Origin of the sequence: Natronorubrum texcoconense, assembly GCF_900100335.1 — an archaeon.
Taxonomy (GTDB): Archaea; Halobacteriota; Halobacteria; order Halobacteriales; family Natrialbaceae; genus Natronorubrum; species Natronorubrum texcoconense.
Genome location: NZ_FNFE01000001.1, coordinates 355,164 through 370,777, shown reverse-complemented (window position 1 = coordinate 370,777; position 15,614 = coordinate 355,164). Strand labels below are relative to the sequence as shown.

Annotated in this window: 13 protein-coding genes and 1 pseudogene; 6 read left to right on the top strand and 8 right to left on the bottom strand. The window is 61.5% G+C overall.

Annotation, left to right across the window (positions count from 1 at the left end):
- Positions 1–128 precede the first annotated feature (128 nt).
- On the top strand, positions 129–1,097 hold the full coding sequence (locus BLT08_RS22415) for a hypothetical protein (protein ID WP_139171253.1): 969 nt from the start codon (positions 129–131) through the stop codon (positions 1,095–1,097).
- 23 nt (positions 1,098–1,120) lie between these two features.
- Here BLT08_RS22415 and BLT08_RS01700 read toward each other — a convergent pair whose 3' ends face one another.
- Positions 1,121–1,906, bottom strand: coding sequence for an SDR family NAD(P)-dependent oxidoreductase (locus tag BLT08_RS01700; RefSeq protein WP_090303064.1), 786 nt, complete (start codon positions 1,904–1,906; stop codon positions 1,121–1,123).
- Positions 1,907–2,025: 119 nt separating this feature from the next.
- Between BLT08_RS01700 and BLT08_RS01695 the strand changes: the two genes are divergently transcribed.
- Complete coding sequence (locus BLT08_RS01695; protein WP_090303063.1) at positions 2,026–3,201, top strand: CaiB/BaiF CoA transferase family protein; 1,176 nt, start codon at positions 2,026–2,028, stop codon at positions 3,199–3,201.
- A gap of 351 nt (positions 3,202–3,552) precedes the next feature.
- A complete protein-coding gene (locus BLT08_RS01690) occupies positions 3,553–4,002 on the top strand; it encodes a CBS domain-containing protein (RefSeq protein WP_090303062.1) in 450 nt (149 codons plus the stop codon).
- A 112-nt stretch (positions 4,003–4,114) separates the two neighbouring features.
- Here the strand turns inward: BLT08_RS01690 and BLT08_RS01685 are convergent.
- Positions 4,115–4,682: pseudogene (locus tag BLT08_RS01685) on the bottom strand (gamma carbonic anhydrase family protein).
- 224 nt (positions 4,683–4,906) lie between these two features.
- Between BLT08_RS01685 and BLT08_RS01680 the strand changes: the two are divergent.
- Together BLT08_RS01680 and BLT08_RS01675 are read left to right on the top strand one after the other, a co-directional pair.
- Positions 4,907–5,719: a helix-hairpin-helix domain-containing protein gene (locus BLT08_RS01680; protein ID WP_090303061.1), complete on the top strand. Its 813-nt coding sequence runs from the start codon at positions 4,907–4,909 to the stop codon at positions 5,717–5,719.
- Between the two features lie 164 nt (positions 5,720–5,883).
- Complete coding sequence (locus tag BLT08_RS01675; protein ID WP_090303060.1) at positions 5,884–6,795, top strand: phosphatase PAP2 family protein; 912 nt, start codon at positions 5,884–5,886, stop codon at positions 6,793–6,795.
- A 171-nt stretch (positions 6,796–6,966) separates the two neighbouring features.
- Here the strand turns inward: BLT08_RS01675 and glnA are convergent, their stop codons facing one another.
- A complete protein-coding gene (glnA, locus tag BLT08_RS01670; protein WP_090303059.1) occupies positions 6,967–8,319 on the bottom strand; it encodes a type I glutamate--ammonia ligase in 1,353 nt (450 codons plus the stop codon).
- Positions 8,320–8,444: 125 nt separating this feature from the next.
- On the opposite strand from glnA, the gene lrp reads away from it, so the two are divergent.
- Positions 8,445–8,906, top strand: a complete 462-nt coding sequence (gene lrp / locus BLT08_RS01665) for an HTH-type transcriptional regulator Lrp (protein WP_090303058.1) — start codon at positions 8,445–8,447, stop codon at positions 8,904–8,906.
- Positions 8,907–9,006: 100 nt separating this feature from the next.
- Here the strand turns inward: lrp and BLT08_RS01660 are convergent, their stop codons facing one another.
- The 5 genes from BLT08_RS01660 to BLT08_RS01645 all read right to left on the bottom strand — a co-directional run bounded on the left by BLT08_RS01660 (position 9,007) and on the right by BLT08_RS01645 (position 15,426).
- Entirely contained in the window at positions 9,007–10,935 is a 1,929-nt protein-coding gene (locus tag BLT08_RS01660) for an ABC transporter ATP-binding protein (RefSeq protein WP_090303057.1), read from the bottom strand.
- 127 nt (positions 10,936–11,062) lie between these two features.
- The gene (locus BLT08_RS01655; RefSeq protein ID WP_090303056.1) at positions 11,063–12,112 is read right to left on the bottom strand and encodes a CARDB domain-containing protein; all 1,050 of its coding nucleotides are present in this window, start codon (positions 12,110–12,112) and stop codon (positions 11,063–11,065) included.
- A gap of 112 nt (positions 12,113–12,224) precedes the next feature.
- Positions 12,225–12,365, bottom strand: coding sequence for a hypothetical protein (locus BLT08_RS22810; protein WP_175529210.1), 141 nt, complete (start codon positions 12,363–12,365; stop codon positions 12,225–12,227).
- Positions 12,366–12,803: 438 nt separating this feature from the next.
- The gene (gene thsB / locus BLT08_RS01650) at positions 12,804–14,468 is read right to left on the bottom strand and encodes a thermosome subunit beta (RefSeq protein WP_090303902.1); all 1,665 of its coding nucleotides are present in this window, start codon (positions 14,466–14,468) and stop codon (positions 12,804–12,806) included.
- A gap of 244 nt (positions 14,469–14,712) precedes the next feature.
- On the bottom strand, positions 14,713–15,426 hold the full coding sequence (locus BLT08_RS01645) for an SOS response-associated peptidase (RefSeq protein ID WP_090303055.1): 714 nt from the start codon (positions 15,424–15,426) through the stop codon (positions 14,713–14,715).
- Between the last annotated feature and the right edge of the window lie 188 nt (positions 15,427–15,614).

The window sequence follows — 15,614 nt, the reverse complement described above, 5'->3', positions numbered from 1 at the left end:
TTTAAATATAGGTAAAGTTTGCATTCGCATATAGTACCATACCAATACATAAATATATGTGTGGGAGTTTTATATAATTTGTAATTTCTAATTGGTAAATTTATCGTACTATAGTTCAATTTTCATGTGTGAACCGTAGACAACTACTCAAATCGACTAGTGTGGGAATAGCATCAGTAGCCGGAATCACTGGGAACGCAAACGCTTCAACATCCAATAAGGACATCATGAGAATTAGAGATGATATAAAAGAATATATGGAAATTCAAGAGAAAGATGGTGAAGGTATAGCTAAACAATTCCTAAAAGAGAAAGGGTATACATCCCACTCAAAAGAGGTCAAGGTGGATGAATTGAATTTAGGAAGTGGAGTTGATAGCGATAAGGACACAAAAATAAATCCTGAATCAATAGAGGACCCATCTTCGGGTGGGATAGAATTCAACTTCACAGGAATCAAAGACTATAATTCTGACATGCACACGTTCACCCTAACAGTTAATTATAATTTTGAGTTTATTATGCATAATCTAGATTGGGGGTCTTGTGGGCCTGATCGCGTAAGCTATGGCGCTTCCCCTAGAGATGGTGCAGGGTTATTTTATAAAAGCCCAGATAATCATTGGAAGCTTGCTACTAATAATTACAATAATGATATTATTACAACAACTCGCACTGAATTCGACGAGAACGAATCATCTGCTTCAGAGGGAACTGCAGGATTCCGATTCGATGATGAAGAGACCTATACAAACTGGGAAAATTCTATTCGTGACGATTTCGATTGTTGGGATGACGATACTACAACCTATACCGCTAATCGATATGGAGGGTCAATAAGTGTAATATTGGAACCTCAAGGGTCGTTCCCAGAAAGCGAGCGAGCCGTTTATGCGCGCTACACTCACGCATACCAACTCGTTGGGTTTTCGCCAAGTCTTAGTATCGGAATTCCACCATCTGTTTCGATATCTGCTACAGGGAGCGTTAGTCAAGAGCAAATGAATAGTGACGAAAATGGAAATGTTCTCGTCCTTTACCAGGATGAGATACCGGAAGAAGAACCTTGCACAAATCCACCGTGCCCACAGCCATAAGTAATAAAAACAAAACAGTAATCTCAGAAACTAAAGAGGTCGACGCCGCCCGTAACGCCGATCACCTGACCGGTCACGTAGGAGGCCTGCTCCGAACAGAGGTAGGTGACCATGTTGGCGACGTCCTCTTCGGTCCCGAGGTGGCGCATCGGGGTCGCTTCGGCGATTCGCGCGTAGTACTCGTCGACGTTCTCGCGGAGTTCGTCGGGGTCCATGTCGGCCCAGTCGCCGACGACGATATTGGGCGCGATGACGTTCGACGTGACGCCCGACTGGGCGCCCTCGAGCGCCATCGTTCTCCCTAACCCGATCATCGCGGCCTTCGTGGCCGAGTAGGAGAGTTGGCCGAACCCGCCGTACCAGCCGGCCATCGAGGACATGTTGACGACCCGTCCCCAGCCGCGCTCGCACATCTCCGGGAAGACTTCCTTGCTGATGTTGTACGTTCCGGTCAGATTGATCTCGACGTCGCGGTTCCAGACGTCGTCGTCGTAGTCGCCGACGCGCGAGCGGGCGTCGACCATCGCGGCGTTGTTGACAAGGATATCGACGCCGCCGAACTCGTCGCGCACCGCGGCCATCGAGTGCTGGACGTCGTCCGCATCGGTCAGATCGCACTCGAGGGCCATCGCGTCGCCCGCATCCGCCGTCTCGTCGATCTCGTCGGCGACCTCGCTCGCCCCGTCGGCGTCGACGTCGAGGACGACGACGTCCGCCCCTTCGTTCGCGAGTAGTCGACAGTCGGCGCTTCCGATTCGTCCGGCACCGCCGGTGACGACGGCGGTTCTGTCCTGCAGTCCGAAGTCCATAGATCGCTGCGTATTCCGCCGACGGAGGTAATTCTTTGGGAGAGAACGACACGCGCACCGTCGGTCGGTGGTCGAACCCAGCCCATACGATAAAGTATCGGTACATCGAGAACTCGGCTATGAGACTCGACGGCGTTCGCGTGCTCGATCTCTCGCGGCTGTTGCCCGGTCCGTACGCGACGCAGCTCCTGGCCGATTCGGGTGCCGAAGTCGTGAAGATAGAGGACACCGGCGCGGGCGACTACGCTCGCTTCATGGGTCCGGAGACGGCTCGCGGCTTCGGCGTCATCTTCGATATGGTGAATCGGGGCAAGCGTAGCGTCGCGATCGACCTGAAAAGCGAGGACGGCCGAGACGCGTTCTACCGGCTCGTCGAGGACGCCGACGTCGTCCTCGAGGGCTTTCGCCCCGGCGTCGTCGACCGACTGGGGGTCGACTACGAGACGCTCACCGAGTACAACGACGAACTGATCTACTGCTCGCTCACGGGGTACGGACAGGAGGGTCCCTGGGCGGATCGCGCCGGCCACGACCTCAACTACGTCGCGCTAGCCGGCCTGCTCGACATGACTCGAGAGTCGTCGGACGAAAAACCGCAGATGCCCGGCTACCCCATCGGCGATATGGCCGGCGGTCTGTTCACCGCGTTCGCCGTCGTCGAGGCGGTGCTCGCGCGCGAACTCGGCAATAGCGGCGGCGAATACATCGACATCGCGATGGCCGACGTCGTGGCGTCGTTCGCCCAACCCGTCGCCTACCAGGCTCTCACGGGCGACCCCGCGGAACCGCGGCCCGGCGCGACGTCGCTGACGGGTGGCGTCCCGTGGTACGACAGCTACGAAACGGCCGACGGAACGTGGGTGACGCTGGCCGCCCTCGAGCCGCAGTTCTGGGACGCCTTCTGTGAGGCCGTCGGCCGAACCGATCTCGTCGACGAACACGGATCCGAGGATCCGGACGTGCTGGCCGCGCTCGAGGACGAACTCCGCGACCTCTTCCGCGAGCGCACGCGAGACGAGTGGGAAACCCAGCTCGCGGACGTCGACGCGGCGTTCGCGGGCGTCTACTCGCCCGCCGAGATGGTCGATCATCCCCAGTTTAAGGACCGAGGGCTTTTGGAGCGATCGGACGACGCGCCGCCCCGGATCGGCTACCCCGCACGCCACGCCACCGGGTCGGAAGCGACCGACGAGGCCGTTCCGTCACAGGGCGAACACACGCGCCAGTATCTCGCCGACGCGGGGTACGACGAGGAGGAAATCGAGTTACTCCTCGAGTCCGGCGTCGTTCGGTGACGGACAACCCCATCGTGCCGTGCAACGATCGGCCACCGTATCGCGCGAACTGCCCTGACTGCAACGGGTCGCTGCGTTCGACAGCGAGGCGATACGGGGTCGGACCGGAAGCTGAGATCCCGAATCATCCTCCCACGTCTCAATCCGCGTTGGTCCGTCGCGTCAGTACGACTGGACGCCCGGTTGACCGTCGGCACGAGTTCAGGAGTCGTGTGCTCGTCCGTTTCGCCGAGCAGTGGACGTTCGTGCCCTTGATTTGGATTTTAATCACCATTTAGCAACCATATTAGGGAATCTAGGGCGTATGTCCACAGCGATTATGTAGTGTGGATCGGTACCACTAGACAACCGATGATCGACGTACCAATCGAACACGTGCTGACTCGTTCCGCTCGAACGCTCCGGCCGGAGACGCCCGTGAGCGAGGCCGCCCAGCGACTGCGCGATCCGGACGTCCCGGCGCTGGTCGTCCTCGAGGACGAAGTCGTCGCGGGCATCGTCACCGAATCGGATATCGTCGCGTTCGTGGCCGAAACACTCGAATCCCATCCGGTCGAGACCATCATGTCCGCACCCGTGACGACGATCTCACCGAGCGAATCGATCACGACCGCCGCCGAAACGATGCGGACGGACGGCGTGAAACACCTGCCCGTCGTCGAGGGGGAGACCTACTGCGGACTCGTCTCGATGTCGACGCTCTCGCCGTACCTCTCGCGACGGCGGCTCGACATCGATTGGCAGGACGACCCGATTCGAATCGACGCCGAGGATAGCGCCGGCATTCCGGTCAGCGAGTAGCGAGCGCGTCGCCGCGCGTCGGTCCCCGCTCGTCGTCTTTTCAGCGTCCGCTCGTCGGCTCCGTCCGGGAAATTCCCCGAGCGTCTCGCTAGTGCGCATTCCGTTACGTCGCTCACTCGAACAGTTCCTCGTGTCGCCCGGCGAGATTCGTGTACTCGCCCGATGCGAAGTCCTCGAAGATCGCCTCCGCGTCGATTCCCGTCTCCTCGAGCGGCGAGATCCTGGCGGGAGCCCCGCGAGCGAACGACTCCGGCGGGATGTCGTACTCGTCGGGGACTACCGTGCCGGCGGCGACGACGCTGCCCGCCCCGATCGTTACCCCGGTGTTGACCGTCGCGTTGAACCCCACCAGCGCACGCGCTTCGACGGTCGCCTCGTTGAGGACGGCCCCGTGTCCGACCATGACGCGCTCCTCGAGTAACGGAGAACGGTGATCACCCGAACATCGCGCTCACTCCGTTCGCGCTCAGCGCCGAGGCGTGGATGGTGGCGTTGTCGCCGACGTGTGACTGCCGACCGACGCGGACGGGACCGATATCGCCACGAAGCACGACGCCCGGCCAGACGCTCGCTCCGCTCTCGATCCGCACGTCGCCGACCAGCGTCGCCTCTCGACTCACTGACGCGTCGTCGATCGTCGGTTGGTCCCCCTCGAACTCGTAGGTCCGGCTATCGACCATAGGCGATTGAACGACGATTCAGCTCATAATACTCAATCAGAATCGTCCTGACAGTCAGTATCGAGTGAAGCTCGCGCCAACAGAGTGCGGAGTCTGCGACAGTTTGGATTTTCCATCTAATACCGTTCAGATACATTCGAGGGTATGCAAGCCCGCCACTTATCCCCAGTCGGAGCCCATCTCCACTCGAGAACATGAGTCAATCACAATCCCCCATTCGAGCGATGTTCGACGTGCAGCGAACCGCAGTTAAACAGAGCCAGCAGCTGTTCAAGCAGGGACTGGCCACCCAGCGCACCGTCGACATGATGGCGCTCACCGGCCTCAAAGGTCAGGAGTCACTCCAGCGCCAGCAGCTCGAGCTCGCCCAAGCGGCCACCCACGGCTACGTCAATACGACGGCCGCGCTGTTCCCGAGCGACGAGCCCTCGGACGCCCACCGAACCATCGATGAGACGTTTGCACAGCTAAAATCGACCCACGCCGAGTTCTACGACGCCATCGAACAGGAACTCGAGCGAGACGTCGATTCCGCGACCGAATTCTCCAGCGAGTTCGTCGAAGCGCTCGACGAACAAACCGAACAGCTCCTCGAGATGTCCCACTCGATCGAGGATCAGACGGTCGAGAACGTAAGCGAACTTTCGGGACAGCTCCACGAGCAACTCGAACAGACCCAGCAGCTTCAGGACGAACTCGAGGACCAACTCGAGCGCCAGACCGGCGACGTCGCGGACCTGCTCGAGCGCCAGGCCGAACAGGTCGAGCAGTTCCAGCAGCAACTCGAAGAGCAGGCCGAAGAGGTCACCCAGCAGCTCCGGAGCCAGCAGCCCGAGGCGCAGACGAAGATCGACACCGACGCGGAGCACACGCTCGAGTCGATCGAGGGTATCGACGCCGAAACCCGCGAACAGCTCTCGGACGCCGGTATCGCGACGATCGACGACCTCGTGCGCGCCGACGCTGAGTCCGTTTCCGAGGCTGCCGAGGTCTCGACCAGCGACGCCGAGGAGTGGATCCAACAGGCAGAAGCCTAACGCGACCTGATCGACGCATACCGGTTCCTTCTTCGATAGATACAGCCACGCCGACCGTTAACCGTTGTCTGTCGATCGGCGATCTCCCGTTTTACAGTGCCGCACTTGTTGACTATATTACAAACCGACACGTATAACATCTAGTTTGTCAAATGACAGTACCGATGTGGTTCGAGTCGGCGCAGGTCGAACTCGTTCGAGAGACGTTCCCGGAGTGGGCGGCGTTTCTGTTCGCCTTCCTCTCCTATCTCGGGAGCGTCTGGTTCGTCGCGCCCGCTGTCGTACTGGCCTGCTGGTTTCGGGATCGGCATCGGTTCGCCTCGTGGCTGGGGATCGTCATCGGCGGCTACGCTGTCATGCTCGGACTGAAGGGAATCTTCGAGACGCCGCGGCCGGACGTCGGCCCCGCCATCGCCCCCGAATCCCTGCCGACGGTGATCGCACTGCTCTACGCACCAGCCGTCGAGGTCTCTTCGACGAGTTTTCCGAGCGGCCACGCGGTCGCTGCCACGGTAATCTGGACGATGTTCGCCCTCGAGTCCGACATCGGAACGCAACGACAGCGACGTTTCGGGGCCGCCACAATGGTGGTCCTCGTCGGATTCGCTCGAGTCGGAGCGGGCGTCCACTTTCCGATCGACGTCCTCGTCGGGACGGTCGCTGGCATCTGCTACCTGTTGTTCGTGCTGACGGTTCGGCATCGAGTACGCGCCCGACGCGGCGACCACGCTGCGGCGAGTGCGACGGTGACGATCGCCGCGGTGCTCGCGCTCGCGGCCTTCTGGACCAGCGGCCGACCGGATACGATGGCGCTGTTCGGTGGCTGTCTCGGGTGTCTGCTCGCCTGGCAGTACGCGACGCCGTCGCGGGAGCCGTGGTCGATGACGCTGCAGGTCGGGATTCACGCGACGGTCGGCATCGCCGCACTCGCACTCGTTGCACTCGTGTTGCTCGTCGTCGAGAGCCTCCTCGTCTGGCTGGCCATCGGTCTCGTAGGCGGCCTGCTCGTCGTCGGATTGCCACGGCTGGTCAGCCGAACCGCCGTCTCGCGAGTCCAGACGGAATTCACCAGTTGACGGTCGGTCGACGGTCTCGAGTTCGGGCACGAGACCGTGTGACAGAGTCGACCAATAGAGCCAGACGACAATCGAAACGAGCGAAACTGCTCCAGAACACCGAACGGAAAAGCGGAAAGAGAAACCACCAGTGAGTGCGTAACGGCGTCGACCGCCGTCGGCCGTAGACGCTTAGAACGTCTCGAGGTAGCGGTCGAGTTCCCAGTCGGAGACGTCGACGAGGTACTCCTCGAACTCCTGGCGCTTGGCTTCGACGAACTTCGACGCGATGTGTTCGCCGAGTGCGTTGTAGATCGCTTCGTCTTCCTCGAGGGCGTCGACCGCCTCGCCGAGGTTCGCCGGGAGGGTATCGATACCGTACTCTTCGCGCTTTTCCTCGTCGAACTCGTAGATGTTCTCCCGAACCGGGTCGGGCGCCTCGAGCCCCTGTTCGATGCCGTCGAGACCGGCGTGGATCATGACGGCGATTGCGAGGTAGGGGTTACACGACGGGTCCGGCGAGCGCAGTTCGACGCGCGAAGCGGCCGGGACGCGGGCCGCCGGTTTGCGGATCAGGGCCGAGCGGTTGCGGTCGGACCAGGCGACGTAGACGGGCGCCTCGTAGCCGGGGACGAGGCGTTTGTAGCTGTTGACCGTGGGGTTCGCGATAGCCGTAATTGCGGGCGCGTGCTCGAGGACGCCCGCGAGGAACGAGTGAGCGGTGTCGCTCAGGTTGAACTCGTCGTCGTCGTCGTGGAACGCGTTCTCGCCGTCTTTGAACAGAGAGAGGTGTGTGTGCATTCCCGAGCCGTTGATCTTCGGGATCGGTTTCGGCATGAACGTCGCGTGCTGGTCGTGCTGTGCGGCGATCGCCCGAACGACGGTGCGGAAGGTGCCGACGTTGTCCGCCGTCGTCAGCGCGTCGTCGTACTCGAAGTTGATCTCGTGTTGTCCCTTGGCGACTTCGTGGTGGCTGGCTTCGATCTCGAAGCCCATGCTCTCGAGACCGTAAATGATGTCGCGGCGGACGTCGCTGGCGAGATCTTTCGGGGCGAGGTCGAAGTAGCCGCCCTGGTCGCCGGTTTTGGTCGTCGCGCGGCCCTCTTCGTCCTCCTCGAAGAGGAAGAACTCCGGTTCCGGCGCGGCGTTGACGTCGTAGCCCATCTCGTCGGCGCGGTCCAGCGCGTTCTTGAGCACGCGTCGTGGGTCGCCCTCGAACGGTTCGCCGGTCGACGTGTTATACACGTCACAGATCATTCGGGCCGCGGCGCTCTCCTCCTTCTGGCGCCACGGGAGGATAGCGAACGTATCGGGGTCCGGAACCAGACGCATGTCCGATTCTTGGATGCGCACGAAGCCCTCGATCGAGGAGCCATCGAAGTAGATTCCGTCGGTAAACGCCTTCTCGGCCTGGCGTGCCGGGACGGAGACGTTCTTTACGGTGCCGAGAATGTCAGTAAACTGGAGACGAAGGAAGTCGACGCCTTCCGCTTCGATCTCGTCTAATACGGCCTGTTCGGATTCAGTGATGTTTCCGCTTGTCATCTTCTCGTCGTTCTACCCAAGTAACTCTGCTACTAAAACCCTACTGCTCCAAGCAAATCTTCTCTCCTCCGCAGGAAACTGCATATTCGTAAAGTTCTAAAGGCTACAGTGAGAGGGTGGATGTGATGACGTACGAAAATCTCGATGCAAAACTAGTGAATGCACTTCTCGGCGACGGCCGGGCGAGCCTCCGGAGTCTCGCCGAGGAACTCGACGTCTCCGTCACTACCGTTTCGAACCACCTCTCTGATCTCGAGGAGGAGGGGGTTATCGAAGGCTACACGCCGCGGGTCGACTACGATGCGGTCGGTTACGACGTTACGGCCGTCATCCAGCTGCAGGTCGAAGGAAACGCGCTGCCCGACGTCACCGACACCCTGCGAGATCACCGTCAGATGACCAGCGTCTACGAGGTTACCGGCGACTACGACGTGATCGCCATCGGCAAGTTCAAAGACACCGACGGCATGAACGACCAGATCAAGGCGCTGCTCACCGACCCCGATATCAAGGCTTCGAACACGAGCGTCGTCCTGAACGCCGTCTCCGAGAACGAGCAGTTCGAACTCGACATCGACGACGCCTGAGCGCGTTCGCCACCCAATAGCCGACTGTTTTCTGCGGTATCGTGCGGTCAGTGACGATCGCTGTGAGAAAACACATCTGACGAGCCGACGAGAGCGACGATCAGTCGTCGCCGTCAATGAGCGTCTCGGCCGCCGACTCTCGATCGCCGGCCTGTGCCGCCCACAGCGTCGCGTACCGATCCTGTGCCGCCAGGAGGCCCTCGTGCGTTCCTCGCTCGACGATTTCGCCGTCCTCGAGGACGAGGATCGTATCCGCGTCTTTGACCGTCGAGAGTCGGTGGGCGATCGTCAGCGTCGTGCGATCCTCGGTGAGGCGATCGATCGACCGCTGGATCTGGAGCTCCGTCTTCGTGTCGACGGCGCTGGTCGCCTCGTCCAAAATGAGGATCTCGGGGTCCGCGAGCACCGCTCGAGCGAGCGCGATCCGCTGGCGCTGCCCGCCGGAAAGCTTGACGCCGCGCTCGCCGACGCGGGTGTCGTACCCCTCGGGTAGGTCGACGATGAACTCGTGGGCCTGGGCCGCTTCGGCGGCCTCACGGACCGTCTCGTCGTCGGCCTCGAAGTGCCCGTAGCGGACGTTGTCCGCGATGGTGCCGTCGAAGAGGAACGTGTCCTGGCTGACGTAGCCGACGGCCGAGCGGAGGTCCGCGAGCGCAACCTCACGGACGTCGTGGCCGTCGATTCGGACCGTTCCCTCCTGGGCGTCGTACAGTCGGAGCAGTAACTTGAGAACCGTCGATTTTCCGGCGCCGGTCGGCCCGACGAACGCGACCGTCTCGCCCGGGGCGGCCTCGAAGGAGATGTTCTCGAGGACGGTCTCCTCGAACGCCGTCTCGGTGGCCGTCGCGTTTCGGCGGGCCGCGGTGTCGTCGTAGCTAAACGTCACGTCGTCGTAGGTGACGCGACCCTCGACGGGGACGATGTCGACGGGATCCTCCGGATCGTCGACGTGGACGGGGATGTCCATCAGCCCGAAGACGCGCTCGCTCGAGGCCTTGGCGTTCTGATACTGGTCGACGATGTTCGAGACCTCCGCGAGCGGGTCGACGATCCGCTGGGTGAGCATCAGAAAGACGACGAAATCGCCGACCGAAAGGGTGCCGGTGAGCGGTCCCGGGGCGGTGTCGGTCGCGAGCCAGAGCCCGCCGACGAGGAAGGTCGCGGCGAACGCGAGACCCGCGAGCAGTTCCATCCCCGGCCGGTAGAGGTAGCTCAGCTTCAACACAGCCATCGTCCGCTCGAAGAGATTTCGCGAGGAGTCGCGGACGCGCTCGGTCTCGTAGGACTCGCTCGAGGTCGTCTTGGTGAGCCCGATGCCCGAGATGGCGTTCTCGAGGCGGGTGTTCATCCGACCGACCGCGGAGCGCTGGCGAACGTACCGCGGTTCGACGACCCGCATGAACCAGAGGGTAAAGAGGACCATCGCCGGCACCGCAAAGAGCGTCACGAACGCCAACTGCCAGTTGAGGTAGAAGAGCACGGCCGTAATCCCCCCGACCATCACGAGCAGCCGCGCCGAGTTCATCAGCGCGTTGTCGAGGAACATCTCGAGGTTCTGCGTGTCGTTGTTGAGGACGGCCATGACCTCGCCGGTCTGTTTCTCGTCGAAGAAGGCCGTGTCCAGCCGTTGCATCTTCTGAAAACAGTCGACCCGCACCGCGTGCATCACGTCGTGGGCGAACAGGTTGGCGGTGACGCCGTAGATCCAGGTGAAAAGTGCCACGACGAGAAACGAGATCGCGATCGCGGCGATGGTGAACCAGAACTGATCCATCGTTTCGGTCGGCAGCCAGGCGTCGGGGACCAGCGGGAGCGCGTACGGACTCTCACCGATAAAGACGGCGTCGATCGCCACACCGAGCAACAGCGGCGGCACGAGACTCGCCATTCGGGCGACGAAGTTCGCGAGCATGCCAACTGAAAACCAGCCTAACCGGCCGGGTGCGTACTCGCGGAAGAGCCTCGAGAGCGGGCGGTCGACGTCCTCGCGGTAGACGTCGAATGGGGTCTCGTCGTCGTGGGAACTCACTGGTGGACGTGTTTCGGTTCGAAACAGAAATCTGCCTCGGTTTTCGCGAGCGGAGTCCGAACCGCTCCGAACCTGCTGGCCGACGCGTTCAGGACTCGATTACCGGAACATAGCAATCGACGCTCGACTATCGATCTGCAGTTGCGTCGACGACCTCGGTCGGGACCGTCGTGTCGACGGACTCGTCGAATGCGACGAATTCGGCATCCATGGTGATTTCGCCGTCACCGGTCATATCGTCGAACTCCATCCCGTCGATATCGTAGGTCGCGGACATGTAGTCGATACGCGCGGTCGAGAGATCGATTCCGAGTTCGATGGTGACCCGTTCGATAGCATCTTCCATCTCGTCCGACTCCTCGTCCTGCTCTCCCGGCGTCACGTCATCGTCGTCGAGGAGCGCCTCGAGTCGGTCGAAATCCTCAATCGTGGCGTTGTAGACGACCGTTCCGTTGTTCACCTCGACGGGGTCGTCGTCGACCGCCGCCAGTGGGAACGCGTAGTCGATGGCGACGTCGTCGAACGTCGTGGACTCTGTCTCGTACTCGTACTCGGTGTCCGATCGGTCTCGCTCTCTGGTGTAGAGCGTTCCGTCCTCGTACCACTCCGCTTCGAGCGTGTGGAACTCGAACCCGAGGTAGTTTATATCGACCTCCCAGTCGATGGCGGCCGTTTCGGCCGCCAGATCGTACTGTCCGGTCGCCGTTCCGTCCATCAGTAGCTCGGCGTCCTGTCCGTACGCCGACTGCGTCGTCAGATCCATCACCGTTCGCTCTTGGGTCTCGTACGTCTCGAGGTCGGCCATCGCCTCGGCGACGTCCGACAGCGGACTCTCGAGGACGGTCACGGACGTTTCGGCCTCGCCGATCGCCACCTCGTACTCGCCGGGCTCCTCGAACGTGTGCTCGAAGGTGACGGATCCCGTCTCGTTTGGCTCGAGACTCACGTTTTCCGTCGCGATCGTTTCACCATCCACGACGAAGTCGACAGAGCGCTCACCGTCGGCATCACCGTCGTTGGAAACGGTCGCCGTCGCCTCGTAGGACGTGTTCACGAGCGTTTCGTCAGCACTGTCGTCGATCGACACGGAGAACTCGGCCGTCTCCTCGGACGCCGCACAGCCCCCGAGTAACACGATCGCAACGACCAGCGCAACCCCGATCCAGATCCGTTTCATACTCGAGAGTCATATTGCGATCTAAAGAATGTTCGTGTTATTGACTGGTTGAGGAATCGGCGTTCCCGCGAGCGAGTTCGGTCGCCCCGAACGAAATCGTCTCGCCCGACGCCTACCGAATGTAGAGAATCATTGCGCCGAGCGCGAGGAGCAAGAGCCCCCACCAGAGCGAATCGCCGGGCATGAGTTTCAGGATGAGCGTGACGATGCCGGAGGAGAACAGCGACCAGCCGATAGTCGTTTGATAGGTCATGGGGGCCGTTCGAGGTCCAGCACAAAAGATCACCGGCTTGCCAGAAAGTAGAACTGGGACCGGCGCCGAATCTGTGGAATGTACCACAGAGCGAAACGGTACCTGAGTGGCGTTCGATAACTTCTATCGGCGAACGAGCGGTTCGAAGAACCCGAGTGACGCCGTTCACCGAGCACGGCGCGGAGCGGAGCGCCGTGCTCGGGCCGACGACTGATGTGGAGTGAGCAACGCGAACGAAACGGAAGGAGGAGTGTTCTCGTGAATGCAGTGAACGAGAGCTCGGAAGGCGCTCCGCGCCTTCCGGTGCTTTTGTACTGAGTTTTGCCGAGATCCGGGGAAAACGGCCTGCAGAAAAATTTAGTTCGACTTCGCGGGTCGCTCGCGCTCCCCGCTCGTTTTTACGAGGTTCTCACTCGCTTCGCTCGTTCCGAACCTCGCCTACATCATGCCGCCCATACCGCCGCCCATGCCGCCCATGCCGCCGCCGGGCGCGCCGCCTTCCTCGTCGCCGCCCTTGTCGGTCGACAGGTCACCAGCGGAGATGATGTCGTCGATTTTGAGCACGAGGTTGGCTGCTTCGGAAGCGGAGGTGACGGCCTGCTCCTTGGCGTGGGCCGGTTCGACGACACCGGCCTCAAAGGTGTCCTCGACGTCGCCCGAAAAGACGTTCAGGCCGGCCGTGACGTCACCGTCGTCGTGTGCCGCACGCAGGTCGACGAGCGTGTCGATGGAGTCGAGACCCGCGTTCTCGGCGAGCACGCGCGGGACGAGCTCGAGCGAGTCGGCGAAGGCCTCGACGGCGAGCTGTTCGCGGCCGGAGACGGAGTCGGCGTAGTCGCGCAGTCGCGAGGCGAGTTCGACTTCGGTCGCACCGCCGCCGGCGAGCACGCGGCCGTCGGAGACGGTCTGTGCGACGACGTCGAGTGCGTCGTTGACGCCGCGCTCGAGTTCGTCGACGACGTGGTCGGTCGAGCCGCGAAGCAGGAGGGTGACGCCGTGTGCGTCGTCGCCCTCGACGTAGAACAGTTCGTCATCGTCGTCGCGGGTGACGTCGCCGAAGCCGAGGTCGTCCTCGGTGACGCTCTCGAGGTCGGAGACGACGTTCGCGTTGACGACCTCCGAGAGGAACTCGAGGTCGGACTTCTTGGCGCGGCGGACAGCGAGGATGCCTTCCTTGGCGAGGTAGTGCTGGGCGAGGTCGTCGATGCCCTTCTGGCAGAAGACGACGTCGGCGCCGGTGTCGACGATGCGCTGGACCTTGTCCTTGAGCTGTTTCTCCTCGCGGTCGAGGAACTTCTGGAGCTGGTCGGGGTCGGTAACGGAGACTTCGGTGTCGACGTCGGTCTCCTCGACCTCGATCGGCTCGTTCAGCAGCAGGATGTCGGCGTCCGTCGCCTCGGTGGGCATGTTGTCGTGGACGGGGTCCTTGTCGATGATGCCACCGACGAGGAGGTCGGATTCGCCGACTGCGCGGCCGGTCTGGGTCTCGATGTTGAGGAACTCGAGGTCGACGACGTTGTCGCCCTCTTCGGTCTCGACGGTGACCTGACGGACGGCGTCGACGATCAGCTGGGCGAGGTGCTCCTTGTTGACCTCGGTGCCCTTGCCGGTCATCGAGGTTTCGGCGGTCTTCCGGAGGAGTTCCTCGTCGCTGGTGTCTATCTCGGTTGCAATGTCGTCGATCTCGTCACGAGCCTGCTCCGCGGCCATGTGGAAGCCCTTGATGATGGCCGTCGGGTGGATGTCCTGCTCGAGAAGGTCCTCGGCGTTCTTGAGGAGTTCTCCGGCGATCGCGACAGCCGTCGTGGTGCCGTCGCCAGCCTCGTCTTCCTGTGTCTCGGCGACCTCGATGATCATCTCGGCCGTCGGGTTGTCGATGTCCATCTCCTGGAGGATGGTGACGCCGTCGTTGGTGATCGTTACCGATCCCATCGAGTCGACGAGCATCTTGTCCATCCCTTTCGGACCGAGCGTCGAGCGAACAGCCTCGGCGACCGCACGGGCCGCGCTGATGTTGTAATCCTGCGCGTCCTTGTCCTTTACGCGCTGGGAATCCTCGCTCATCACGATCATCGGCTGCCCTTGCTGCATTCGCTGGCTCATAGTCAGCTGATTCATTGTTTGTCCTTCTATATAAAATTGGTGTTTTTCGTCATTCGTGATGGTCAGCGGCCGCCGAACGTAAGGCGAGAAAACCACCGGATGGCGAGGGGGCGTGCACCCGTATTTGACATACGTTACCAATCAGCTCGTCGCTCGAGACGACGACCGTATCCGCCACATTTATACCGCATCGAGCATCGCTCGCAGTTCGAGGGAGTCCTGCCGCCGCTCGAGAGCTCGATACCTAGGACTCGACCGGTTCGACCAGCGACGCCTCGTCCGCGGACGGATCGTTGACCGCACGCGAGACCGGATACGCGCGGAGTTCGTCGGCCGGATAGGGCTCGAGAAGCGATTTCGGATCGTCACTCGTCAACCACTCGCGTTCGTGACCGGGCTCGAGGATGACCGCCATCCGGTGATGGAGATCCGAGACGAGGTCGTTCGGCTCCGTCGTGACGATGGTGAACGTCTCGAGCGGGCCGTCCTCGCTATCGTCGTCCGCGACGCCGCCGCCGAAGGCGTCGAGGCCCGCCTGCGTCGTCTCGTCGTCGCGCTCCCAGCGCTCCCAGAGTCCGGCCATCGCGAAGACGCGGTCGTCGTCGAAAGCGACTCTGTAGGGCTGTTTTCCGTTCTCAGTGTCGACCCACTCGTAGAAGCCGTCCGCGGGAACGATGCACCGGCGTCGTTCGTACGCCGCCCGAAAACTCGGTTTCTCGTCGACCGTCTCCGCGCGGGCGTTGATGAGTCCGTTTTTGTCGTCGTCGGCCCACGACGGCACCAGTCCCCACTCGAGCGTCTGGATCGTCTCGGGCGCGTCGTTCGTGATCACCGGAAGCCGCTGGCCCGGGGACATGTTGTACCGCGGCGTGAACTCCTCGCTCGAATCCGCGAATCGGGCGTCGAATCGCTCCTCGAGGGCCGCCCGCTCGATCATCAGTGTGTAGCGACCGCACATACTCACGTAGTCGACCGCGGCGGATATATGGTTGTCCGGTAGTCGGTCAGTCGGTATTCGGCGGCTACTCGAGTAGTATCGAGGGCGTACCCGCGACGGGCGGGATGGTAGGCTGCCTGTTACCATACTCGGTTCCGTCGGAGCGTTAGACGAGAGCACGATGACCGATCGATACGAGATGCTGCTAT

Excerpts from the sequence above, each read along its gene's own strand:
- BLT08_RS01675 (WP_090303060.1), top strand. The coding sequence starts at position 5,884 with ATGTGGTTCGAGTCGGCGCAGGTCGAACTCGTTCGAGAGACGTTCCCG.
- glnA (WP_090303059.1), bottom strand. The coding sequence starts at position 8,319 with ATGACAAGCGGAAACATCACTGAATCCGAACAGGCCGTATTAGACGAG.
- BLT08_RS22810 (WP_175529210.1), bottom strand. The coding sequence starts at position 12,365 with ATGACCTATCAAACGACTATCGGCTGGTCGCTGTTCTCCTCCGGCATC.
- BLT08_RS01695 (WP_090303063.1), top strand. The coding sequence starts at position 2,026 with ATGAGACTCGACGGCGTTCGCGTGCTCGATCTCTCGCGGCTGTTGCCC.
- BLT08_RS01700 (WP_090303064.1), bottom strand. The coding sequence starts at position 1,906 with ATGGACTTCGGACTGCAGGACAGAACCGCCGTCGTCACCGGCGGTGCC.
- BLT08_RS01690 (WP_090303062.1), top strand. The coding sequence starts at position 3,553 with ATGATCGACGTACCAATCGAACACGTGCTGACTCGTTCCGCTCGAACG.
- lrp (WP_090303058.1), top strand. The coding sequence starts at position 8,445 with ATGACGTACGAAAATCTCGATGCAAAACTAGTGAATGCACTTCTCGGC.
- BLT08_RS01655 (WP_090303056.1), bottom strand. The coding sequence starts at position 12,112 with ATGAAACGGATCTGGATCGGGGTTGCGCTGGTCGTTGCGATCGTGTTA.
- BLT08_RS01680 (WP_090303061.1), top strand. The coding sequence starts at position 4,907 with ATGTTCGACGTGCAGCGAACCGCAGTTAAACAGAGCCAGCAGCTGTTC.
- thsB (WP_090303902.1), bottom strand. The coding sequence starts at position 14,468 with ATGAGCCAGCGAATGCAGCAAGGGCAGCCGATGATCGTGATGAGCGAG.
- BLT08_RS01645 (WP_090303055.1), bottom strand. The coding sequence starts at position 15,426 with ATGTGCGGTCGCTACACACTGATGATCGAGCGGGCGGCCCTCGAGGAG.